Origin of the sequence: Sphingobacterium allocomposti (assembly GCF_008124885.1) — a bacterium.
Classification (GTDB): Bacteria; Bacteroidota; Bacteroidia; order Sphingobacteriales; family Sphingobacteriaceae; genus Sphingobacterium; species Sphingobacterium allocomposti.
The window spans coordinates 85402-109955 of sequence record NZ_VNHX01000010.1 but is presented as its reverse complement, the minus strand read 5'-3'; the positions used below and the strand labels follow the sequence as shown (position 1 = coordinate 109955).

The following is a 24554-nucleotide window of genomic DNA, read 5'->3' as shown; positions in this document are numbered from 1 at the left end:
CAATTGTCCTGTTCTGATTCATTTAATTTAGAAGGGCGATGAGACGTTCAGGTGTATGAAATAGTTGCTTATTTAAAATTACGGCCTTTATGAAATGCATTACCCGTGTGTTCTGTATGGTTATCTTCAAGTTCCGAAAGCCAGCTATTTAAATTATGGCAGCGTTTTGCTACCACATGGATAACGTTTTTTTCGACCTGAATCTGGCCTTCTACCAATAACAGTCTGGATTGTAGAATCTCTCTTCGATATCTGGAGAATATTTTGCTCCAGACGACTAAGTTCGTGAAACCTGTTTCGTCTTCAATGGTTACAAAAAGGACGCCTTTTGCTGTTCCTGGCCGCTGACGGACGGTAATGAGTCCGCACACCTTCACGGGCATACCATTTTTAACACGGTTGAGTTTATTTGCTGGTACCACATGTAGGGTGTCCAGTTTAGCACGCAGAAAGCTTACCGGATGAGCTTTCACCGACAAGCCTGTACTGACATAATCGCGTACAACATGTTCGCTCTGCGTCATGAAAGGCAGGCTGATCTGCCCTTCGGAAGCGCTGGCCGGGGTTTGATGCCGAAAAAGAGCGATTGGCCTGTCCTGAACAGCGGCGATCTCCCAAAGAGCCTGACGTCTATCCAGTCCCATCGAACGAAACGCGTCCGCATCCGCCAGACGTTCCAATACCGGAATGGAGACAACGTGAGCCAACTCTTCTATCCGTTGATACCCTGCCCCACGATGCGCAACCAGTTTGTTTATTTCCTCTTCCGGAAGACCTTTCACCTGTCTAAATCCCAGCCGCAACTGATGAAGCTCCTGAAATTTCCCCTCGAGTGTATTATCCCAGAAAGAGTGGTTTACATCAACAGCTAACACGGTCACTCCGTGTTTCTGCGCGTCAATAACAATCTGTGCCGGCTGATAGAATCCCATGGGCTGACTGTTTAGTAAAGCGGCAGCAAACACGTCTGGATAATAACATTTAATATAACTGGATACATAAACCAACAAGGCGAAAGAAGCTGCATGGCTTTCGGGGAAACCGTAACTTCCGAATCCTTCTAATTGCTTAAATATCCGGAGGGCAAATTCTTCCTTATACCCTTTTTTTACCATACCTTCGACCATTTTCTGCCGAAAGGCACTTACCTCTCCTTTCGATTTAAAAGTAGCCATACTACGGCGTAGGGCATCTGCCTCTGCTGGGGTAAAATCTGCTGCCACTATAGCGATCTCCATAGCCTGCTCCTGAAACAGGGGTACCCCTTTTGTCCGTTCAAGTATTGGCCGAATTTCTTTCATCGGATAGTCTTCATCTTCTTCTTTATGGCGCCTCCGCAAATAGGGATGCACCATATCTCCTTGTATAGGCCCAGGACGTACAATAGCCACTTCAATAACAAGATCATAGAAACACTTCGGCCGTAATCGGGGGAGCATAGACATCTGGGCCCTGCTTTCTATCTGAAATACGCCCAATGTATCCGCTTCGCTAATCATTCCATATACCTTGGGATCTGTGGGGGGCATCGCCAGGGTCAGTTCTCTACCGTAGTGTATTTTTACAATATCAAAAGCTTTTCGTATACATGTAAGCATACCCAGCCCGAGAACATCGACTTTTAGGAACCCCAGTGCTTCTAAATCATCTTTGTTCCATTCCAGTGTCGTGCGGCCTTCCATGCGTGCATGGATAACAGGGCATAGTTCGTGAATTTTTCCCTGTGTAATGACGAAGCCTCCCGTATGCTGTCCCAGTTGCCGGGGAAAACCTATGAGCTGTTCACTTAGTTCCAGTATTTTACGAAAGTGGGAGTTCTCGAGGCTGAAGCCATGCTCTACAAATCTCTCCGGTTCAATTTCGCTATCCCAATGAGAGCCAATGGCCTGAGAGAGCCTATCCAGCGCATCCATCGACAGTCCCATTGCTTTTCCTACGTCCCGTAAAGCGCCTTTCGCCCGCTCCTGTGTTACTGTAGCCACGATTGCCGCCCGGTCACGCCCATATTTCTCATATATATATTGAATCACCTCCTCCCGTCGTTCATGCTCAAAATCAACATCAATGTCGGGCGGTTCATCCCTGGCGTCCGACATAAATCGGGCAAAAAGCAACCTGACCTGTCTGGGGTGGACAGAGGTGATGCCTAAACAAAAACATACAATAGAATTGGCTGCCGATCCTCTTCCTTGACACAGGATGTTGCGCGATCGGGCAAAACGGACATAATCGTATACCGTCAAAAAGTAAGAAGCATAGCTTTTTCTTTCTATGAAGTTAAGCTCCATTTCAATGGTGGTGCTATACTTTTCCAGGTCTTCTTTATTGAAGCGCTCTTTCGCCCCCTGCCACACCAATAACGCCAATTCTTCCTGTGGAGTGCGCCCTTCGGTCGTTAATTCTTCCGGATATACATATTGTAGTTGATCTAAGGAAAAACGGCAGACGTCACCAATCTGAAGCGTGTTTGTCAGTGCCTCCGGATAGGCGCGGAAGAGTCGATGCATTTCTTCCATGGGCTTTATGTACCGTTCGGCATTCGCGTGCAATAAGAAGCCAGCCTGCTGTATCGTCCGTTTTTCCCGCACGCAGGTTAACACATCCTGCAGCTCGCGGCGTGCAGGTTCGTGGTAATATACATCCCCCAAGGCCACGAGGGGAATATTTAAATGCTGACTCAACGTATGCAGGCGATGTAAATGCTTTAAGTCGTCGCCCTGATATAATCTGGATATACCCAGATAAAGCTTTCCTTTTAATTGGGTAGCATACTCAGATATATGATGTATAAACGCTGTCGGCAGTTCGAAATCCGGTGTCAGATGATCGGGAGGAACAGCTACATAGGTGATATCCTGCTGATAAGCATAGACATCTGCTTTGTATAAGTGACAATGTCCTTTTGTTGCACGTAAATTACCTGTAGTCAATAAGGTGCATAGCTGAGCGTATCCGTGTCTATTTATTGGATAAGCCAATAGGCTTGGTCCATCCAACAGATCCAGCCGGCATCCCGGTATAAGTCTTATGCCCTGCTTCTGTGCCTCCGTATGGGCACGTACAATTCCGGCAAAACTATTTCTGTCGGTAATGGCTATTGCGCGATAGCCTAAGGTTGCAGCCTGACGGATCAATTCTTCAGGATGCGACGCGCCCCGAAGGAAACTAAAATTGCTTGTTACCTGTAATTCAATATATTCCATTGTCTCAAGCGAAGTATCCATGTAAATACCAGTTCGGAGAACGATCTCCTACATAATGCCCTAAACGGAAAAGCCAATATCTCCTTCCTCTGGTATCTTCAACAACATAATAATCCCGATGTTCTCCCTGCTCCAGCCACCATTCCCGTTCAATCCGCTCAGGACCGTCAGCCCGTTTAATGACATAGACTTCTCCATGAAAACGGAATATCAAAGGAGGATAATCAGGAATGGGAGCGGTTACTTCGATGGGCTGTGGAGGATGAAGCAGACGTATGGGACGGGGCCGATGTTGAGGCCAGGTATCGGTTGCTTTTTCTGTTAACGATTCTGCAGCCCGTATAGCCCGTTCTGGCCAATGGTGTTCCTGTGGGACGTATCGATTGATATGGCAATAGGGATCACGTCCTTTAAAACGGTCCAGCAACTCGACCAATGCCTTATTTTCGAATGAACCATTTGTGCTCCATAGCAGTTCCTGATGAGGGGTGTGATCGTCTACTTTTACAGCTTCTAATAAAAACAACTCAATACCTAAAGCAGGCTCTATGGTGCTGATTTTAAGCTCGAAAAGCTCTAAGAGATGCTTTTTGCTTACAGAAGGTTTGTTGGTACCGATTTCTATACGAAGCACTTTTCCATCAACCCGATAGCATGACAATTGTGCGTGGCGTACCCCCTTTCCTTCTTTAGTCAACCGTGCACACAATCCGTCTAATAGCTTCCCGATAGCAAGTTCTATGCCTTGTGCTGTCCGTATGGGATCCAAACAAGGTAATCTTTCTACGTAGGGCGCGACAGGCTTAATAGGCAAAATATGTTCTTCTTGTCTTCCCAGCAACTGATTTATCCGGTGCACAAGCGTTGGTCCGAAGCGCCTCCGTAATGTAGCGGGGGGCATGCCTATAAAGCGGCCTATTGTTTTAAACCCCAGCTTATATAGACGTTGTACAATCCATTCGTCCAAGCGTAATGCTTCCGGCGGAAGTGTGTGGAGTATATCATATTCATCGTTTGTGGTCAAAATTATTTCCTGCTTTGCATACCGGGACATGGCCCAGGCGGCAGCGATGGTGTCTGCAACAGCTATTTTTGCAGTATACCCTTTTTTTTCAAGCTGTTGCTTTATCTCCGTTACATACTCCATTTCTCCTCCCCAGAGGTGTGCACAACCGGTGATATCGAGTATGATGCCTCCGGGCTCATCCATACCTGCCAGCGGTGTAAATTTAATACACCATAAGCCAATGTGTTTCAATATGGTAGCGGCACGATCAGGTGTGTCGGGGAACATGATCAGCTGAGGTACAGCTGCCTTAGCATCGGCTAGAACCATACCTGCATATACCCCCTCCTGCTGCGCTATTGCATTGGCTGCTGTAATGCACATCCGTCCATTCTTCGGCAAAGCTGAAACCAGCGGGATATCCCGGTCCGCAGGGCGGCGCCGCGTGTACCAATCGGTCAGGAGAAAAGGAAACCAAAGTGCTGCAAACCGTCTTTTCATTGCTTATCCTGCCTCTTGTGTGATCAGTTGGTTTGTTCTACCGGCAGGCCGCTCTGCCTGCTGTAAAGAGAATTGGCCTTTTTTCCATCCCATAACCCATTGGCTCGGGCTCCCATTTTTGACCTTCAACAGGTTAACTTCCCATTGGGGAAAGCCGACCCCCGGCAGATCGTCGGGAATTATACTGGCTATAGGAATAATTTTCCAGCGCGCTGCGCAGGTTGTGGCGCCCAATGTCTTTATGCCTGAACGGATCACAAAGCCCGTTACACCACTTTTTTCAACAGCCAATTGCAGTCTGCGGGACTGTACAAAGTCTAAATGTTCTATTTCAGCTATTACAACACAAAGCCCCGTACATTTCAATCCTTCTTCCAGCGCCCATAGTATATCTTGTTGTTTTCGCATGCTGACAAAAATAATGCGGTCCGGCTCGAGACCGAACATCTTCGCTGCCGGCGGAAATACCCCTTTCGAGCTGTTGATCCACAGGCACATCCCACCTTTTTTCATAATGTAGGAAAGCAGCCCACCTATAAATCCGCAGGAAGCAGCCAGCTCTTCTGGCTGGTCATAAACAAATTCATGCACTGTGTTTAATGGAAAAACACCTCCCGGAAAAACAGTCTCTATCTTTCCAAGTCCCAACCCGGCTGATACGGATGCACCTGCCTGCTTGAACCCCTCCAGTTCCAGCATCTGCCGCCGTAAAGCTGATACAACGGCTTGTTTTTTCGATGTCAATACCATAATCTTTCCCTGTTTATCTTTACAAAGATAATACTAATATTTTTAGTAAAAGAAAGAAAATGAGCGGGAGGTTTGAAATGTGAAGATTCGCTAATGGATAGGAGAAATGGTCTACGCCTGTTAGTTAATAGCCTTCATAAAATTCTATCGGCAGTCCATCAGGATCGGCTATAAAAACAAATTTCTTGCCTGTCATTGCGTCTATGCGCACTGTTTCGCAGGCGATTCCTTTTTGTTGTAAAAAATGAACTGTTTCCTCTATATCTATCACTTCGAAAGCGAGGTGTCTCAGTCCTGCAGCTTCAGGGTAGGAAGGTCTGGGCGGAGGATCAGGGAAAGAAAAAAGCTCGATCACATATTGACCGTGCAGCGCTAAATCTGCTTTGTATGAATCCCTTTCTGCTCTATAGGTTTCCGACAATAGCTTCAGGCCCAATGCTTCTGTATAGAAATGAAGTGAGCGTTGGTAGTCGCTGCAGATAATCGCGATATGGTGGATCTTACGGATGGATAAGGACATACATTATATTAACTGAAACAGATCTTGTACACCCAATAATTTTCTCGCCGTAAATCCTTCTGCATACTTGACCTGGATGTTACGTCCTAATTCAGCAGCCCGTCCGCGCGTCGACTCCATGAAATCCGGATTGGATATATAGGTCTGTGGTTCGGCATCGTCCGCTTTGGCATTAAATTGGGTGGTATATGCTAATATGGAACGTTCTTTTATCTCCCAGAAGTCGGTAATGTCAAGGATGATGTCGGGCTTAATATATTTATCCTGGATTAATTGCAGCTGCAGTCTTGGACGAAAAGCTTCCTGTCCTACGCCTTCTTCCCATGTCTCTATCTTCCGCAGTCCGCTAAGAAAAAGTGCATCATTCACCAGCTTACTTGCTCTACCATGATCGGGGTGACGGTCGTCTAAAGCGTTCGTTATTACGATTTCCGGTTTATATTTCCGTATACACTGAATGATGGCGCGCTGGTTTGCTTCATCGTTGGCAAAGAAGCCATCGCGTAAACCCAGGTTTTCCCGCATAGCAACACCTAATATTTTTGCGGCCTGTGCTGCTTCTGCTTGGCGTGTCTCGGCCGTACCACGGGTTCCGAGTTCCCCGCGTGTTAAGTCAACAATACCGACTTGCTTTCCTTCCGCCACATATTTGGCAATCGTTCCACCTGCTCCTAGTTCCGCATCGTCCGGATGCACAGTCATAACCATTAAGTCTAACTTCATAAGTCCTTCTTGTTTGCTGGCAAAGATAAACACTTACCCTTTCTTTACTCCGCAATCAATTGTTCGATTTTTGTCATAACTCGGCTCGCCTGTGGGCTCGTCGGACTATAGAAGAAATCAACAACCTGGCCTTGTCTGTTAATTAGATATTTATGAAAGTTCCAGAGCGGCTTGACTCCCACCTGTCCATTTTTTGATTTGTCAGATAAAAACTGATACAGCGGGTCGCAATATTCTCCTACCACATGGATTCTTTTAAACACCGGAAAGGTGACCTGCTGGCGGATGCGGCAGAAGGTTTCGAGTTGGAGTCCCGTCATCGGTTCCTGCCCTCTAAAATCGTTTGACGGAAATGCCAGTATTTCAAAGCCTTTATCTTTGTATTTTTGGTAAAGCTTTTCCAACGATTTGAACTGCCTCGTGAAGAAGCATTGGCTCGCTGTATTGACAATCAGCAACACCTTGCCCGAATAGTCCTGCAACGATTTTTTTTCGCCGTTAAATTGTAAGCCGTGAAAATCATAAACCGTTTGCATATCCTGTCCGTCCTTTCGTATAATTAGTTAATAGCTGTTGTATAAATTTTTTATTGGCCGTATCCGTTCATAGCTACGTATGATATTTTCTATTTCATAATCTTCTTCCGGATCATAGACCGATTTTAGATTATGTCCAAAAACTTTAGCGACCGACTGATAGAAAAAGGCAGATAATCCTCCCTTCATTTCTTTTACGAGTTCGTAACTTGTATTTCCTGTTTGCCGTTGCACCAGTTTAATTAAAATCTTGCCCTGAGATACGCTTAAGTTTTTAATTTCAGCGTTGAATTTATTTTTTATCTCTTGCTCACAGGCTTTAATCAGACGCTGTTCTTCCCGTTTGGAGGAAACTAATGCCAACTCTCTGTCAAGTTGTTCATAACGTTTTTGCGCATAAATAGCATAGGGCAGCACACGAAGTACATTTCTCTCTAAACGCAGGTAACGTAAACGGTCTTCTTCGGTTTTAAAAGTCCGCCTTGCTGTTACCACAACATCGTCTATGGGAAACCACGGTACAATTTCACCATCGTCTAAACGGGTCGTCGGGTAATGCTGAATAACTTTCCCCTCCCCTTCACCATAATGTGGGACCTGCAACGCCTGTCCCTGTCCGGCAAACGGAATAAGAAGGCAGCCCAATACACCCAACACAATTAATCGCATCATCACTCTGGAAAAGTATTACGTATTTTTAAGTCTCTAAAATTTTTGCTATATTTATATGTTGTTTACCCGCAAAACAATTACCCCAGGGAAACATGAATAAAAATAAGAACAAAATAATAAAAAAGCAACTTTTTTCAGCGTGTATATGGAAGATTATGTGATTGATATTGAAGCAGAAAATAAGGAAATCAGGAAAAGATACCGTGCGTTACTAAGAGCTTGCAAACCCACTTTACAACGAGGCGATAAACAGGAGATCCGTAAAGCGTTTGACCTTGCCCTGGAAAGCCACAAAGATATGCGCCGGAAGTCCGGCGAACCTTATATATATCATCCTATCGCTGTAGCGCAGATTGCAGCGGAGGAGATTGGTCTGGGAACGACTTCTATCGTATGTGCCCTTCTGCACGATGTTGTGGAGGACACTTCTATTACTTTACAGGATATTGAAGCTCAGTTCGGAAAGAAAGTTGCCCGCATTATAGATGGACTTACCAAAATTTCGGGCATTTTTGATCCGAACAGCTCTATGCAGGCCGAGAATTTCCGGAAGATGCTTCTCACTTTGGCTGACGATGTCCGTGTTATCTTGATAAAGCTCGCGGATAGGCTTCACAATATGCGTACGATGGAATTTATGGCCCGGCATAAACAACTGAAGATAGCCTCTGAAACAAGCTATCTATATGCACCGCTGGCGCACCGGTTGGGATTATATGCCATAAAATCAGAGCTGGAAGATCTGTCAATGAAATATACCGATCCGGACACCTACAAGTTTATTGCACGTAAATTAAACGAAAAGAAGGCTGAGCGGGAAAAATTTGTCGCCGACTTCATCGAGCCGGTTAAGGAGATATTAGTGGAGCAAGGCATCAAAGCAGAGGTTTTCGGCCGTCCAAAATCTATTTATTCCATCTGGAATAAGATGCGCAAAAAGTCGATCCCGTTTGAAGAAGTGTACGATCTATTTGCCATCCGCGTCATTATAGACACGCCGACAGAACGCGAAAAAACTGAATGCTGGAAGGTCTATTCGATCATCACAGACTTGTACCGTCCAAATCCGGATCGCCTCCGGGATTGGGTTTCTTCTCCCAAAGGTAACGGATATGAGTCGTTACATACCACGGTTATGGGCCCGCGGGGACAGTGGGTAGAAGTGCAGATCCGTACAAAACGTATGAATGAGATTGCTGAAAAAGGATTTGCGGCACACTGGAAGTATAAAGAGTCGAACTCGGACAGCGGGTTGGATCAGTGGATCCAGAAGGTTAGAAATATGCTAAGTAACCCCGAACAAAACGCGCTGGATTTTGTGGACGATTTTAAAATGAATCTTTTTTCGGACGAGATTTTCATTTTTACGCCAAAAGGTACGCTTGTGCAACTGCCAAACGGTGCGACTGCACTGGATTTCGCGTTTGAAATTCACTCCGATATCGGCGCCACCTGTATCGGCGCTAAAGTTAACCACAAACTGGTGCCACTAAGCCATCCGCTTCAGAACGGCGATCAGGTGGAGATCATTACCTCCAGTAAACAGACGCCCAAGGAAGATTGGTTGAATTTTGTGGTTACAGCCAAAGCGAAATCCAAGATCCGGTCATCCCTAAAGGAGGAAAAAAGGCGGATCGCGGAGGACGGCAAAGAAATCCTGGAGCGGAAACTAAAGTCGCTCAAGATTACGTATAATACCGACAACATCAATAAGATTGCCAACTTCTTCAAATATCCGAGTTCTCAGGACCTGTTCTATAATGTTGCCAAGGGTATTGTAGACGTGAAAAACCTACGGGAATATGCGGCCCATGAGAAAGCTCCTGAACAGAACCACAACCAGTTCAACTCCCATATCTCCGGACTGGTCGAAAAGATAAATAAGAAAGAAGTTGATACGATCCTCATAGGCGACGACTATCAGCAGATTGATTATACACTGGCGCCTTGTTGCAATCCGATTCCAGGGGACGATATCTTCGGTTTTCTGACCGTCAATGATGGAATCAAGATCCACCGGACAAGCTGTCCTAACGCTTCCAAGCTGATGGCCAACTACGGCTACCGTATTCTGAAGGCCAAATGGGCTTCTTCACAGGCTAACGTTGCCTTTTTGACCGGACTACGTATTGTGGGTATCGACGACGTGGGGCTGGTTAATAAGATCACCAACGTCATCTCACAGGAATTTCATGTCAACATACGTTCGCTGGCCATAACAAGTAATGAGGGGATCTTCGAAGGAAACATTATGGTTTTCGTCAATAATACGGAGCAGCTGGAAAACCTCATGAAAAACTTAAAAGAAATCAGCGGGATTACGGGTGTAACGCGCTATGAAGCAGATAATTGATCTGCGTAATATCATCCTTTGTGGAAAACGTCGTTTTTTACAGGGAAATTGGTAAATTTGTAGGAGATTAAATAATACTATGAATCAAGCTGAAAACTACCAAACGGTAAAAAAGATATTTGAAGCTTACTTAGAAAACAAAAGTCTAAGAAAAACTCCGGAGCGCTATGCTATTTTGGAAGAGATTTATTCGCGCTCTGACCATTTCGACGTGGAATCGTTATACATCCACATGAAAAACAAAAAGTATCGTGTCAGCCGTGCCACGGTTTACAATACGTTAGAGTTGCTGGTATCGTGTGATTTAGTAACCAAACATCAGTTTGGCCGCAATATGGCGCAGTTTGAAAAGTCGTACGGCTTCAAACAGCACGACCATGTGATCTGTATAGAATGTAACAAAGTGGTCGAGTTTTGTGATCCACGCATCAACCAGATACAAAGTCTTATGGGCGACCTGCTGAAGTTCGACATTAAGCACCACTCGCTCAATCTATATGGTGTATGTGAAGACTGCCAGAAAAAAGACGGGGGCACCAAGCAAAAAGAAGTCAGAGGCAAAGCGCCTGTAAATTCAAATTGATGCAGTAATAGACAATTATTGTATTACCTTTGTTCAGAAAAGACCGGACCTCTCCGTTTTTTTCTGAACTTTATATTTTAGAGACGATTGAAAGAATCATTTAATTTTAAATCTCAATATTTCAAATATTATGCAAGTTGATGTGCTTCTGGGCCTGCAATGGGGCGACGAAGGAAAAGGTAAGATCGTTGACGTGTTCTGTCCCAAGTATGACTTAATTGCGCGCTTTCAGGGCGGCCCTAATGCTGGACACACATTAGAATTTGACAACAAGAAATTTGTTCTCAACACCATCCCATCGGGAATCTTCAATGAAGGTACGCTTAATCTAATAGGTAGCGGCGTCGTGATCGATCCAATTATCCTAAAACGCGAATTAGACAACCTACGTACTGCGGGATTTGATCCTGTCGGCAAAGGCACATTGGTTCTTGCCCGCAAAGCGCATCTCATTCTACCCACCCATCAATTGCTAGATGCGGCGTCCGAATCGAAAATGGGCGCGGGAAAAATCGGATCTACGCTAAAAGGCATCGGTCCGACGTATATGGACAAAACGGGCAGAAACGGATTGCGTGTGGGCGATACGACACTGCCGGACTTCAAGGAACGTTACGAAAAGCTGAAGGCTAAACATTTAGAAATCCTTTCGCATTACGGAGAGATCCCCGACTTCACCGAGAAGGAGGAGGCGTTCCTGCAAGCTATCGAATTTATCAAGTCTATCCCTCATGTAGACGCGGAACACCTGGTGAACAACTACCTGAAAGAAGGAAAACGCGTATTGGCAGAAGGGGCTCAAGGAACGTTGTTGGACGTGGATTTTGGTTCTTACCCTTTCGTTACGTCATCGAACACAACAACTGCGGGAGCATGCACAGGACTGGGAATAGCACCTAATAAGATCGGATCCGTATATGGTATTTTCAAGGCATATGCGACGCGCGTCGGCGGCGGTCCTTTTCCTACGGAGTTACATGATGAAACCGGCGAAAAACTTCGTCAGCTCGGACACGAGTTTGGAGCTACGACCGGCCGTGCCCGTCGTACGGGGTGGATCGACATTCCGGCCTTAAAGTATGCTATTATGCTAAATGGCGTCACGGAGCTAATTATGATGAAGGCTGACGTCCTGGACACGTTCGAGAAGATCTATGTGTGTACCCACTATAAGTATAACGGGGAAGTCATCGACTACATGCCGTACGAAATTATTACCAATACAGCCGAGCCTGTCCTGGAAGAAGTGCAGGGCTGGAATCAGGATATTACCGGAATCCGTTCGAAAGATGAAATTCCTGCGGCGTTAGCAAGCTACATTGCCTATTTAGAGAAGGCGTTGGAAGTGCCTATTAAGTATTTGTCTGTCGGTCCGGATCGCGTTCAAACGATTGAGTTGTAAACAAGCATGGCAACAGCCATATTTGAAGTCGATACAAAAGAATTTGAAAGCCGCGCCTTAAATTGGGCGCAGGAGTTTGACGAGGTATGCTTTTTACAGTCTAACGGCTACGCCGACGATTACACCAAGGTTGACCGATTGTTAGCTGTCAAAGCAGTAGAGGTCTTTGCTTCTACGACCGGCAAAAGCGCGTTCGATGGACTCGAGACTTTTAGAGCCAAGCATCCACATCGGTGGATGCCTGGTTTTCTTAGTTATGACTTGAAGGACGAGATTGAAGGTCTTGGAAACGATCTCCCGGAGGGTATCGCTTTTCCTAAAGCATATTTCTTCATCCCCGAGACTGTTATACGGTTCTACCAAAATCACGTAGAAATTGAAGCTGACGACCCTCATGCGATTTTTCGGGCCATAGAGCGACATGACGGACCTGCCACAAATACCGCCAATCAGAATATTCCTATTTCTATTAGCAAGCGTTTTTCCAAGACGGAGTACCTGCAGGCATTTGACCGATTACAATGGCATATCCAGCGGGGCGATGTTTATGAAGTAAACCTATGTCAGGAGTTCTATGCCGAGGGTATATCATTGAACCCTCTAGAGCTCTATAAACGGCTCAATGCACTATCCCCCACCCCTTTTGCATGTTTTTTCAAGCTAGGCCGGCAATATATTCTATGCGCGTCTCCGGAGCGGTTTCTCGCCAAACGTGGAGATACGCTGATCTCGCAGCCGATCAAAGGTACTGCACGACGTGGGCGGGATTCAGCAGAAGATGCGGAAATTATTGCCCGACTGCGGGGGAACCCGAAAGAGATAGCGGAAAACGTTATGATCGTTGATTTAGTTCGGAACGATCTGACCCGAAGTGCCCAGCCGGGAAGCGTAAAGGTATCCAGACACCTGGAGGTACATACTTTCAGGCAGGTACATCAATTGATATCTACCATCACTTGCTTAAAAAGACCCGACATCTCCGATATAGAGGTCATAAGAAACACATTTCCGGCCGGATCGATGACGGGCGCGCCAAAAATCAGCGCCATGTCGCTCTGCGACCGTTACGAGGGTAGTAAACGGGGTATCTACTCGGGAGCTGTGGGCTACTTCGCTCCGGACGGCGATTTCGATCTTAACGTTGTCATCCGCTCCGTACTGTACGATTCGTCGGCATCTTTTCTGTCTTTTCATACCGGAGGCGCGATCACTTTGGAAGCGCGTGGAGAAACGGAGTACGAAGAGTGTTTGTTGAAAGCGTCGGCGATTGTTGCAGCGTTGAATACTTCCATTGCGCACTGATGCAACCTCTGTGAAAAATTCATTTTTCCCAACCCTTAACACCCTCAAATCAAACGTATTTCGTATATTTCCACTATAAAACATATGACCGGTTGAGTGGCGTTTATTTTCTAAGCACACGGATTATTGCTTATAAAACAAAATTATTTAGGTTTGATCATGCATGTTCCTTATATCAATATACACACGCACAATACCTCTAAAAGTACGGAGCATGAATTTTCTCTTCCTAATGTCATCATTTCTAAAAATTACCTTTTCTCCCAGCCCTGTTCGCTCGGTATACACCCTTGGTATATCGACAGCTCTCCTACTGCGCAATTGGATGCCTTAAACGATTACGGCAAGAAAAACCAGGTGTTGGCCATTGGGGAGTGCGGCCTTGATAAGCTTTGCGATACGCTATGGTCGCTGCAGGAGGAGATGTTCCGGCGACAGATCGTTTTTGCAAACAGTATCCAAAAGCCGTTGATCGTACACTGTGTCCGGGCGCATCAAGAATGCCTGCGTATTCTGTGGGAAGAACGCGTTTCAGTACCGGTCATCTTTCACGGATTCGAAAAAAACAGACAGCTGGCGCGGCAGATTTATGATGCCGGTTATTATATCAGTTTGGGGGCGTCACTCCTCTCCGGAAAGAAAGACGAGCTGATTATCGATGCCCCGTTAAATAAAATTTTCCTCGAAACGGATGATAAATCTACCAAGATAGTAGATATTTATACTTATTTTTGCGCCGTTCGAAAAGTGAAGGTTACTTTGCTTAAAGAGCAGCTTTATCAAAATTTCAGAAGTATATTTAATTATCAGCTATTAGAATGAAAGATTTGTCTTGGCTATCTAGAACAGAGGCCTTAACGGGAAGGGAAGCTTTGGAAAAATTGGCTGGATCGCATGTCATGATCCTGGGTCTCGGCGGTGTGGGCTCGTTTGCGGCAGAATTTATTTGCCGTGCAGGGGTTGGTAAGATGACCATTATCGACGGGGATACCGTCGACCCATCCAACAGAAACCGGCAATTGCCGGCCTTGGCAACAAACCATGGCCAGCCTAAAGCAGAGATTATGAAGGAGCGCCTGTTGGCTATCAACCCCGAGCTGGATCTACATGTAGTTCAGGACTTTATTGTGCCTGAGAAGATACCTGCGCTGCTTGAGTTGTCGCCCGACTATTGCGTAGAAGCTATAGATAGCATTACACCGAAACTATTCTTCATCCGTCGGGCGTTGGAGGCCAAAATTCCCTTTGTGAGTTCCATGGGTGCGGGGGGAAAGGTTGATCCGACTAAGATACGTATTGCCGACATCAGCAAATCTTACAACTGCAAGCTTGCGCAGCATATCCGCAAAAAGCTACGGAAGCACGGTATTAAAGAAGGGGTTAAAGTGGCTTTTTCAACCGAATTGCCCGATAAGAATTCGCTTCTTTACACCGATGGAAGCAACTTCAAAAAGTCTGCCTACGGGACGATGTCATATTTACCGGCAGCTTTCGGAGGTGCAATTGCGTCGGTGGCTATACGGGACCTCATGGGGATGCGTGTTTCGAAGTAATCTGTACTTCCAGGCAAGCATTCATTAAAGGATGCCATTTTGCAAACTGCGCTTTAATTTCTCTATGGATTGCAATATTACTAATTAAATTAGTAATATTGCAATGTGAACAAACCGAGGCTATTTGCTATCGTCGACATCGAAACAACCGGAAATTATGCCGGAGGAAACCGTATTACGGAGATCGCTATCTTAATACATAATGGAAAGAAGGTTATTGAGGAATACCACAGTTTGGTTAATCCCCAGTGTCCGATTCCGTTGGCTATTCAGAGCCTAACGGGTATTACGGATGAGATGGTAGCGGACGCGCCGCTGTTTGAAGAAATAGCAGAAGATATTTATCATTTGCTGCAGGGCAAAATTTTCGTAGCCCATAATGTGGGTTTTGATTATACCTTTTTGGTCCGCGAATTAAAACAGTCGGGGTATGAGTGGCAATCTCAAAAGCTATGCACTGTCCGTTTGTCTCGAAAGATTTTTCCCGGCCACAGATCCTATAGCTTGGGAGAGCTCTGCCGGTCGTTGCGTATTATGATTTCAGAAAGGCACCGGGCAATGGGCGATGCAAAAGCTACGGCCGAGCTTTTCGACTTGCTAATACAGCGCGACGATACCAATTGTATAGAAGAGAGCATCCGAAAAAACACCGAACACCGCCTGCCCGTCCACTTGTCATGGGAACAGTTTAACCGGTTACCGGAGACGGCCGGGATCTATATGTTCAGAAATAATAAAGGAAAGATCATATATGTTGGAAAGGCGATCAACATAAAAAAACGGGTTCTGGGCCATTTTAGCGGCACGAATACAGGGCTGAGGCGGCAGCAGTTCATTAATGAGATCTGCAGTGTGGATTTTGAGGAGTCGGGTACGGAGTTGATGGCACTTTTGATGGAATGCCAAATGATAAAGAAACACTGGCCGGAGCACAACCGTGCCTTAAAGCGTTATGAACCAAAATATGCGCTTATTCATTACCAGGATATACGCGGCTACGATCGGCTCGCTGTCAGCCGGGCCAGATCCGGCGACTCCAGTCTGCGGTTCTTTGAGACAGCGCAGGAAGCCAACCTGTTTTTAGGGGACCTTTTGGAGCGTTTTGGCCTGTCTCCGGCGCTGTGTACATTCTATTCTCCCGCCACGGAGAGCCGGGAGGACAGGCGCACGTCTTCTATAACTCTTCCCGACCTCGACGCACACGCAGCAAAAATACAGGAACTTCTTCATCACTTAGACGTGCACAAACAATCCTTTCTTCTGATCGATAAAGGGAGGAACGAAGAGGAAAACAGTTATATCTATTACAAAGAAGACAAGCTTTATGCTTTTGGCTTCGTTGACTTTGTTCAACAGTGGGATAACGTGGAGGACATTGTATCCTATCGGGACAAATGCACCAGTAACTTTTACATGCAACAGATTGTGCTACGTTATGCTGCGCTTCATCCCGAAAAGGTGAACTTGCTGCCGGCCGCGTTGACGTCTTCATAAGGCCGGTTCATAAATTCGCAGACTTTTTTGACCATATTCATGCTTCCGATAACGATTGGTGTCCGTTGATGTAGGTGTACCGGTTTTATATCCAGAACCCTGTCGCGAGCTGATATGGCCATGCCGCCCGCTTGTTCAATGATAAAGGCCATCGGGTTACATTCATACAACAGCCTCAATTTTCCGTCTGGATAACTTGACGTCTCGGGGTATAAGAAGATGCCGCCCGTTATCAGTGTGCGGTGCAGGTCGGCAACCATCGATCCGATATAACGCGACGTATAGGGCCTATTGGTTTCTACGTCTTCCATCTGACAATATTTAATATAATCTTTAATGTATTGCGGAAACTTCAGATAATTGCCTTCATTAATAGAATACGTCCGGCCCTCCGCGGGGATGCGCATATCGGGATGAGAGAGGCAGAACTCACCGATGGAAGGGTCTAGCGTGAATCCATTGACGCCTTTCCCGGTTGTATATACCAACATGGTCGACGAACCATAAATGACATAGCCGGCTGCGACCTGGTCGTGGCCTACCTGGAGGACGTCGGCTTCTGTGAGCGGGCGATTTAAGTCTTTTCGTCTATAGATGGAGAAAATAGACCCCACAGAAACGTTGAGATCGATATTGGATGACCCGTCCAAGGGGTCCATGCACACGATATACTTTCCGGAATGGGAAGTAGCGGTAGTACGGACGGTGAGGTCGATGCCTCCTTCGTGTTCCTCTGATGCAATATAACAGCATTCTCCTCCTCTACTAAGTGCTTCAATAAATTGCTCATCAGCATATACATCGAGTTTCTTCTGCATTTCTCCCTGTACATTTTGGTCGCCGCTTTCGCCCAGAATATCGGCTAATCCGGCTTTGTTTACCTCGCGATTGATTACTTTTGCCGCGATTCCTATGTCGCGCAGCAAGCGTGAGAGCTCGCCTTTCGCGTACGGAAAGTCAGCCTGCTTTTCAATTATGAACTGCCCTAATGTTTTTAAAGCCATGAAACGTTTGTTAAGTGTAATAGTGAAGGATTGTATGTCTTTGGCCATCCTGCGACGGATTCGCAGGATGTGCTAAAATGGAGATAATTTCTGCTTATCGCTATTGGATTCACGTGACAAAGCTACATAAGAAATGCAAATTTAAAAAACTGATTTTCAGCTTATTGTATAATATACACATGTTTACATAGCTGATAAACAACGTGTTAAATGTATAAAAAAAATTTAGCATTTTTATGCTAAAACGATTCGTGCAAACAGTCTAATAAGGGCATATGGCTACGTTCGGGGCGTCTTTTCGTTGAGAAATCGCCAATATCGTCTCGGTACATGGCGGATATGAAGCTTCATATTCTTTCGCTCTTCGATATTAACCGCTGAAAAATACACTTTCCATAAGGAGTCGTACGTCTGTTCCTCTGTTGCATCATGCTGTTCTACCGCGTGTGGCTTAAAAGGCTCGGCTGCGGAGAAATAGACCTCCGAGACGTCCTTCAGATCGTAATAGATGCCGTAATTTCTCTTCTGATCGTATATTAACCACTGTTGGTCTGCGTAACGATCAGCGAAATGTCGGTATATTAAGGGCAGCACATTGAAATCTGGTGCGATCAGTGCAAAGTAAACCCCATCTTCCAGACGGCGGAAGCGGACAAATGCTTTCATGCGATGTTTTTCTCTGGAGACAGATCTTACAATATTGCTGATCTGAAGAATCCGCGGGTCTTGATAGTTTGTGTTAACGGGCTGCACGCTATCGAAATAGTACATGATGGCGCGGAGAATTAGTAGCAATGAACCCGGAAGTTCGGATAGATAGACCCACCAGAGGTCGTTGTATACATTTCTGTCCCGCACCGTTAGCCCTTTCCGCACTCTGTCTGCTTTCTTCGCATCTGAAACAACGTGGTGTGTAGCCGCAAAGAGGTCGGACTGACCGTTGGATAACAGGCGTAAGTCCAGTGGGAAAAATTTATGGGCAAATACGTCAAAAGCTGCAGTTAGGACGCTTTCCCAGGTTCCGTCGACATATAGCACCACCTGGCTCCTGTTCATACTAAAAAAGCGTTGGCTGATAAGTTAAATCTTTCCTAAACTTTGATTGGCTCTTCCCTAAAAGGATATGCTTAAGCCGCTCCGGCTGTTTTTCGCAGAACGAATGTCTGTATCCTCTGCATATTATAAAATACTTTGCCCGGTTTATAGCCACGCCAATCTTTTTCAAAGCGTGTAAATCTAGCGAGCCAAACGTACGGGCCGCCACAATTTTTTTTGCAGACGCTACCCCCACGCCAGGAACGCGCAAAATAAGACTGTAATCGGCGCTGTTGATATCGACCGGAAAGACATGCATATTACGTAATGCCCATCCTAATTTTGGATCGATGTCCAAATCGAGGAACGGATACTGATCGTTTACGATCTCTTCCGCTTGAAACCCGTAAAAACGCATGAGCCAGTCGGTTTGATAAAGACGGTTTTCCCGTACTACCGGCACTGTTGTTTCCATTCCGGGCAGTCTTCGGTCGTTGGAGATCGGCACATAGCCGGAATAGTATACACGTTTCATCTTAAAGCGTGTATAAAAGTGGTCGGCAACCGAAATAATCTGCTTGTCCGACTCACCCGTAGCGCCGATGATCATCTGTGTGCTCTGTCCGGCAGGCGCAAAATGTGGTGCATATTTAAATCGGCGTTTTTCGTCCTCCGTTTTTTCCAGCTGCTCTTTAAGGTAAGCTATCGGCGTAATCATATCCTTCCTATTCTTCTCCGGAGCAAGCAGCTTCAGGCCGCTCTCTGTTGGGATCTCCAAGTTTACACTTAAACGGTCGGCATAGAGGCCTGCGGCGTGAATCAGTTCAGGCGACGCTCCCGGAATGGTCTTCAGATGAATATACCCGTTGAAAGCATGTTGCTGCCTTAGCGTTTTGGCGACTAATATAAGGCGTTCCATCGTATAGTCTGCATCTTTAAAGATTCCAGAACTTAAGAACAGTCCTTCTATATAGTTTCTTCGATAGAAGGCAACCGTAAGGTCTACCACTTCCCGTACCGTAAACGCCGCCCGTTTGATGTCATTGCTCTTCCGGGAAACACAATAGGCGCAGTCGAATATGCAATGGTTTGTCAACAGGATCTTCAGCAGGGACACACAACGTCCGTCCTCCGTATACGTATGGCAGATACCGGCGCCGGTATTTCCCAGTCCTTTTCCTTTGTTGACGCGATTGCTTCCGCTTGAACTGCAACTAACATCGTATTTGGCCGCGTCAGCCAATATCTCGAGCTTCTCCTTTAACCGGTCTTCCATGACGCTAAAATACTAAATTTATTAGCAATCCAAGGATGCATAAATACCTGTTTTACGCATGATGCGGGCAATATTCGGTCCTGTCGGCCCAGACTACCGGACGTTACGCTGACGCTATCCGGCAAGCTATTGGATACTGCCGACAATAACCTTAAGAAGACGTCCGTAATCGAAATATTCGCGGGCTATTTCCTGCGCCTTTTCAGGAGTCATCGTTCGAATGATCTCACTGTACTGTCGATAGTAGTCTAATGACATACCGTAAAAATATACCGCCTTGAATTTATCGGCGTGAGAAAAAATAGATTCCAAACTGCCGAGCGTCGAACCGAGCATATAGTTGGCTACCAGTTTTACCTCTTCTGCTGAAGGTGTGGATGCGCTAAGCTGGGCGAATTCTTTTTCAATTTCCTGCAGTGTAGCCTGCGTTACATCTACGCCAACCTCGGATGCAATAGTGAAGAAGCCTGTATATTTTAAGCTAGCTAACGCCGAACCGATACTATAGGTGAAGCCTTTATCTTCACGGACATTCCGCATTAGACGCGATCCGAAATACCCCCCGAACAACGTGTTCACAAACTGTAATGCCGGGAAGTCGGGGTGGGTGCGGTTAACGGAAGGCATCCCCAAGCGGACAGCAGACTGTAAAGATCCGGGACGCTCTTCGACAATAGTCGAAGGAACAAACGCGGGAAAAGTGGGGGCCGTCGGTGCCACTGTGTCTACAGATTCTTTCCAAGGCGACCCAAAATGTGCCTGCATGGCCCCTAACACGTCGGGGGTGACGTTCCCCGACAATATCAATGTACAGTTGCCAGGATGAATCTGTTTGCCGTACAGCGCGATAAGGTCTGTGCGGTTTATACTCTCGTAGGCTTCTTCTGTCGGCGTCACGCCATAGCGTGTTGCGCCAAATAAGTAATTATAAAAAAGACGGCGCGCTACGTAGTCGTTCTTTTGCAGTGAAATCTGCAGTGTTTGCTTATTATTACGGATATAGGTGGCAAGTTCTGCTTCCGGAAAAGTGGCATTACAAAATATATCCTGAACAATTGGCAGGACGGCATAGACGTGCTTGTTAAGTGTGTATAAGGTAAGAGACGTCTGATCAAAGCTGTACTCGGGCATCAGATAAGCACCATAGAAATCTATTTCGTCGGCAATCTGTGCGCTCGTCCGGTTCGACGTTCCTTCTTTTATCATATGGCTTAAGCAGGTATGTAAAAGCGGATTTTCCGGCTCGGAAAACAGATTTTGAAAGATAAACTCTGCTTTGAGCAGCTCCTGCCCTTCTGCCCTAAAAACAAATACCCGCAGGCCGTTTTCAAAAACGATTTCTTCAGGCTCGACCAGCGATATGTCCTGTATGGGATGTTGTGCCGGCGCTATTTTTCTATTCAACATGTTTGTTTTCTTTAGCGTAGTAGACTAAGGTAGAAGAGTTCCCGGATACGAAGATATCATTTGCAAGCCGCTGAATATCTTCGCCGGTGACAGCTAGATATTTGTTCACTTCGTCGTTATAAAGCCGAGCGTCGCCCAACACCTCGTAGAAAGCAAGGTTCATTGCCTTGTCCAGTATTGATAATTCGGCAAACACCATGGTAGACTCAATTTTGTTTTTTACCTTTTCGAGTTCGAATGATTTCACAGGTTGCTGTTTCAGCAAATTCAGCTGGTTCCATAGCAGTTCTTCTGCCTGTTGCATGGGAACATGCGAAAGCGGCTTCCCTTCTACAACAAAAAGGTTGCTGTCGATCGATCCTGTCACATAGGCATTCACTTCGCTGAAGAGGGGCTGATCCTTCACTAATGCCCGGTATAAGCGGGAGGAGTTTCCACGGGATAGGATGTCCGACATGAGGTCCATAGCCGCGTAATCCGGACTCAGACGGTCCGGCCCGTGGAAGGCGATGTAGATGCTATCCACAGGAACGTCGGCATGGACTTCTTCGCGACGGGCCTCCGTTTGTTTAGGCTCTTGGGGGATATCCCTGACCGTTTTGTTCCGGGCGGGAATGTCGCCAAACCATTTGTTGGCGAGGCGTTTCACCTCCTCGCTTTGTACATCTCCGGCAACAACCAATATGGCGTTGTTCGGAATATAATATTTATCAAAGAATGCCCTGACATCGGTCATGGTTGCCTCTTCGATATGTTTTAGTTCTTTTCCTATTGTCGCCCAGCGGTAAGGGTGCACCTTATAGGCCAACGGGCGGAGCCGCAACCATACATCGCCGTAAGGCTGGTTGAGATAACGCTGTTTGAACTCCTCCGACACGACGCTGCGCTGTACATCCAAGCTTTGCTCGCTAAAAGCCAGCCCTAGCATCCTGTCGCTTTCCAGCCAGAAAGCCGTTTCGAGGTTGGCGGAAGGAAGTGTGATGTAATAGTTGGTGATATCGTTGCTCGTGAAGGCGTTATTCTCGCCTCCCACCTCCTGGAGCGGTGCATCGTAGTTGGGGACATTTACTGATCCACCAAACATCAAATGCTCAAACAGGTGTGCAAATCCCGTCTTGTCGGGAGACTCGTCTCTTGCACCCACATCGTAGAGGATGTTGACACAGGCCATTGCTGTGTTGTGATCTTCGTGAACCAACACACGCAGCCCATTGTCCAGTGTGAAACGCTGAAATTCTATCATGAATTAAAATTGATTAATGAAATACCTACAGTGCCCAGCTTACATCTTTTTTTAGCAGCAGGAGTGTCTTCTCCTCCAGCGATCCGGGCTCGGCCTTGAAGTCGTACGCCCAATTAGCCTGCGCAGGCAAGCTCATTAAAATGGACTCAATCCGTCCATTGGTCTCGAGTCCGAATCTCGTTCCTGAGTCGTAGACCAGATTAAATTCGACGTACCGCCCTCTACGGAGCAACTGCCATTCCTTCTGTTGCTGTGTAAATTTCTTGTGTCGGCTACGGTTGACAAGTTCGGTATACGTCGGAAGGAACGAACGGCCTAAATCGCAGGAAAACGAAAAGAGCTGTTCCTCTGTAAGTCCGGTTTTCTCCGGAGTAAGCTTGTCGTAAAAGACGCCACCGATGCCGCGAGTTTCCTGCCGGTGTTTTATATAGAAATAATTGTCTGCCCACGTCTTAAAATCGTTATAAAAAGATGGATGGTGCTTATCGCATACATTTTTCATCATCTGGTGGAAAAACTTAGCATCTTCTTCCACCACATAATGTGGGGTCAAATCGATACCTCCACCGAACCAGCGGAGCTGTTCGTTCAGCTCGAAATAGCGGATATTCATGTGGATAATGGGCACCCAGGGGTTATTGGGGTGAATGACGATGGACACTCCCGTAGCGAAAAAGTCATCTTCGTCCACAGCGAACGCTTTTTTAATCGCTTCTGGCAATTTGCCGTGGACAGCCGAGAAATTTACGCCGCCCTTCTCTAAAATATCGCCATTTTGTATAATGCGGGTACGCCCTCCACCGCCTCCGTCCCTTTCCCATAGCTCCTCTTGGAAGGTTGCTTTTCCGTCGAGATCTTCCAGGCCTCCTGTGATCTCGTCCTGAATAGACTGGTATGTTTCTGCAATAAATTCCTTTGTTAAACTCATTTACGTCAGTTTTGTAGCTAGTTTTCTTACTTCTGCAGCCGCCGGCTGTCTGTTGTACAAAATTTGGTATACCATGTTGCATATGGGCATTTCCAGTGCATAGCGCTGGATAATATTCTGGATACATGCGGAGGCATAGTATCCTTCTGCGACCATATTCATCTCCAATTGAGCCGACTGTACGGTATACCCTTTGCCTATCATATGGCCGAATGTTCGATTTCTGCTAAACTGGGAATAGGCCGTCACCAGCAGATCTCCGAGATACGCGGAAGCATTAATATCGCGGTCAACACCGGGATCGATGGCGTTTACGCAGGTGTGCATCTCGCGGATGGCATTAGAAACCAATACAGCGAGAAAGTTGTCCCCATAGCCCAACCCATGGCAGATTCCTCCGGCCAACGCATATATGTTCTTCAGCACCGCTCCATATTCAACGCCAAATACGTCTGCAGAAATAATGGTGTTGATGTACCGATTACGGAGGAGGCCCGCTACGAGCTCGGCGTTCGTACTATCTTTTGCTGCAATGGTCAGATAAGATAGCTTTTCAGAAGAAACCTCTTCGGCATGGCACGGCCCGCCGACCACCACAACCTGGCTAAGCGGAATGTGATAATACTTTGATAAATACTCCCCGACGATAAGGTTGTCATCCGGTATAATCCCTTTAATGGCGGAAACCACGACCTTCCCTTCAAAATCTGCTGCAGTCACATCCTTCAATGCATCTTTCAGATAAGCTGAAGGCGTATTCAGCACTACAATATCTGCCCCTTGAATAACCGACCGCGCCGCAGAGAACAAATTTTTGTCTTTTACCTGCAACTGTACCGCACTGAGATAATTGGGATTATGACCATAGGCTCTCACATATTCAAGATCTTCCTCTTTCCTAATCCACCACAATACTTCTTTCTTCGCTTCGTTGTCGCCCAGCATCTTGATCATTGCCGTCGCCCAGCTTCCACTCCCTACAATGCCTATCTTTTGTACGGAATCATCCATAAATATTTTCATTCTTGTCAAGACGGCAAATATACGGATTATATATTGCCCG

21 protein-coding genes are annotated in these 24554 nt (G+C 46.2%); 7 read left to right on the top strand and 14 right to left on the bottom strand.

Annotated elements, in window-relative coordinates; genetic code table 11:
• Positions 1-68 precede the first annotated feature (68 nt).
• From BC792_RS09090 to BC792_RS09060, 7 genes are all read right to left on the bottom strand, one after another.
• Positions 69-3224, bottom strand: a complete 3156-nt coding sequence (locus tag BC792_RS09090; RefSeq protein ID WP_317131709.1) for an error-prone DNA polymerase — start codon at positions 3222-3224, stop codon at positions 69-71.
• On the bottom strand, positions 3208-4710 hold the full coding sequence (locus tag BC792_RS09085) for a Y-family DNA polymerase (RefSeq protein ID WP_148908686.1): 1503 nt from the start codon (positions 4708-4710) through the stop codon (positions 3208-3210). Before BC792_RS09085 ends, BC792_RS09090 begins: the two co-directional genes overlap by 17 nt.
• Positions 4711-4713: 3 nt before the next feature.
• A complete protein-coding gene (locus tag BC792_RS09080; protein WP_211357507.1) occupies positions 4714-5460 on the bottom strand; it encodes an ImuA family protein in 747 nt (248 codons plus the stop codon).
• Between the two features lie 124 nt (positions 5461-5584).
• Positions 5585-5980 carry an SMU1112c/YaeR family gloxylase I-like metalloprotein gene (gene gloA2, locus BC792_RS09075; RefSeq protein WP_148908685.1) on the bottom strand — a complete coding sequence of 132 codons (396 nt, stop codon included), beginning with the start codon at positions 5978-5980 and terminating at the stop codon, positions 5585-5587.
• A gap of 3 nt (positions 5981-5983) precedes the next feature.
• A complete protein-coding gene (gene bshB1, locus BC792_RS09070; RefSeq protein WP_148908684.1) occupies positions 5984-6703 on the bottom strand; it encodes a bacillithiol biosynthesis deacetylase BshB1 in 720 nt (239 codons plus the stop codon).
• Between the two features lie 44 nt (positions 6704-6747).
• Positions 6748-7239 (bottom strand): glutathione peroxidase, encoded by a 492-nt coding sequence (locus BC792_RS09065; protein WP_148908683.1) that lies wholly within the window; start codon positions 7237-7239, stop codon positions 6748-6750.
• Positions 7240-7266: 27 nt separating this feature from the next.
• Positions 7267-7911: a DUF4294 domain-containing protein gene (locus tag BC792_RS09060; RefSeq protein WP_148908682.1), complete on the bottom strand. Its 645-nt coding sequence runs from the start codon at positions 7909-7911 to the stop codon at positions 7267-7269.
• 145 nt (positions 7912-8056) lie between these two features.
• Between BC792_RS09060 and BC792_RS09055 the strand changes: the two genes are divergently transcribed.
• The 7 genes from BC792_RS09055 to BC792_RS09025 all read left to right on the top strand — a co-directional run bounded on the left by BC792_RS09055 (position 8057) and on the right by BC792_RS09025 (position 16598).
• Positions 8057-10264: a RelA/SpoT family protein gene (locus BC792_RS09055; RefSeq protein ID WP_148908681.1), complete on the top strand. Its 2208-nt coding sequence runs from the start codon at positions 8057-8059 to the stop codon at positions 10262-10264.
• 79 nt (positions 10265-10343) lie between these two features.
• Positions 10344-10847: a Fur family transcriptional regulator gene (locus tag BC792_RS09050; protein ID WP_148908680.1), complete on the top strand. Its 504-nt coding sequence runs from the start codon at positions 10344-10346 to the stop codon at positions 10845-10847.
• Positions 10848-10977: 130 nt separating this feature from the next.
• The gene (locus BC792_RS09045; protein ID WP_148908679.1) at positions 10978-12249 is read left to right on the top strand and encodes an adenylosuccinate synthase; all 1272 of its coding nucleotides are present in this window, start codon (positions 10978-10980) and stop codon (positions 12247-12249) included.
• Between the two features lie 6 nt (positions 12250-12255).
• Positions 12256-13551, top strand: a complete 1296-nt coding sequence (locus tag BC792_RS09040) for an anthranilate synthase component I family protein (RefSeq protein WP_148908678.1) — start codon at positions 12256-12258, stop codon at positions 13549-13551.
• A 159-nt stretch (positions 13552-13710) separates the two neighbouring features.
• Positions 13711-14373, top strand: a complete 663-nt coding sequence (locus BC792_RS09035) for a TatD family hydrolase (protein ID WP_148908677.1) — start codon at positions 13711-13713, stop codon at positions 14371-14373.
• Positions 14370-15104 carry a tRNA threonylcarbamoyladenosine dehydratase gene (locus BC792_RS09030; RefSeq protein WP_148908676.1) on the top strand — a complete coding sequence of 245 codons (735 nt, stop codon included), beginning with the start codon at positions 14370-14372 and terminating at the stop codon, positions 15102-15104. The genes BC792_RS09035 and BC792_RS09030 overlap by 4 nt, the downstream gene beginning before the upstream one ends.
• Positions 15105-15209: 105 nt before the next feature.
• Entirely contained in the window at positions 15210-16598 is a 1389-nt protein-coding gene (locus tag BC792_RS09025) for an exonuclease domain-containing protein (RefSeq protein ID WP_148908675.1), read from the top strand.
• Here BC792_RS09025 and fbp read toward each other — a convergent pair.
• The 7 genes from fbp to BC792_RS08990 form a co-directional block, all read right to left on the bottom strand.
• On the bottom strand, positions 16550-17602 hold the full coding sequence (gene fbp, locus BC792_RS09020; protein WP_148908674.1) for a class 1 fructose-bisphosphatase: 1053 nt from the start codon (positions 17600-17602) through the stop codon (positions 16550-16552). The two genes, BC792_RS09025 and fbp, sit on opposite strands and share 49 nt — an antisense overlap.
• A gap of 279 nt (positions 17603-17881) precedes the next feature.
• Positions 17882-18658, bottom strand: a complete 777-nt coding sequence (locus tag BC792_RS09015) for a TIGR03915 family putative DNA repair protein (RefSeq protein WP_148908673.1) — start codon at positions 18656-18658, stop codon at positions 17882-17884.
• A 1-nt stretch (position 18659) separates the two neighbouring features.
• Positions 18660-19913, bottom strand: a complete 1254-nt coding sequence (locus tag BC792_RS09010; protein WP_148908672.1) for a putative DNA modification/repair radical SAM protein — start codon at positions 19911-19913, stop codon at positions 18660-18662.
• 126 nt (positions 19914-20039) lie between these two features.
• Positions 20040-21320 carry a M16 family metallopeptidase gene (locus tag BC792_RS09005; RefSeq protein WP_148908671.1) on the bottom strand — a complete coding sequence of 427 codons (1281 nt, stop codon included), beginning with the start codon at positions 21318-21320 and terminating at the stop codon, positions 20040-20042.
• On the bottom strand, positions 21310-22563 hold the full coding sequence (locus BC792_RS09000) for a M16 family metallopeptidase (RefSeq protein WP_148908670.1): 1254 nt from the start codon (positions 22561-22563) through the stop codon (positions 21310-21312). The genes BC792_RS09005 and BC792_RS09000 overlap by 11 nt, the downstream gene beginning before the upstream one ends.
• Positions 22564-22588: 25 nt before the next feature.
• Complete coding sequence (gene hemF, locus BC792_RS08995) at positions 22589-23491, bottom strand: oxygen-dependent coproporphyrinogen oxidase (RefSeq protein ID WP_148908669.1); 903 nt, start codon at positions 23489-23491, stop codon at positions 22589-22591.
• Positions 23492-24502 (bottom strand): NAD(P)H-dependent glycerol-3-phosphate dehydrogenase, encoded by a 1011-nt coding sequence (locus BC792_RS08990; protein WP_148908668.1) that lies wholly within the window; start codon positions 24500-24502, stop codon positions 23492-23494.
• Positions 24503-24554: the final 52 nt, after the last annotated feature.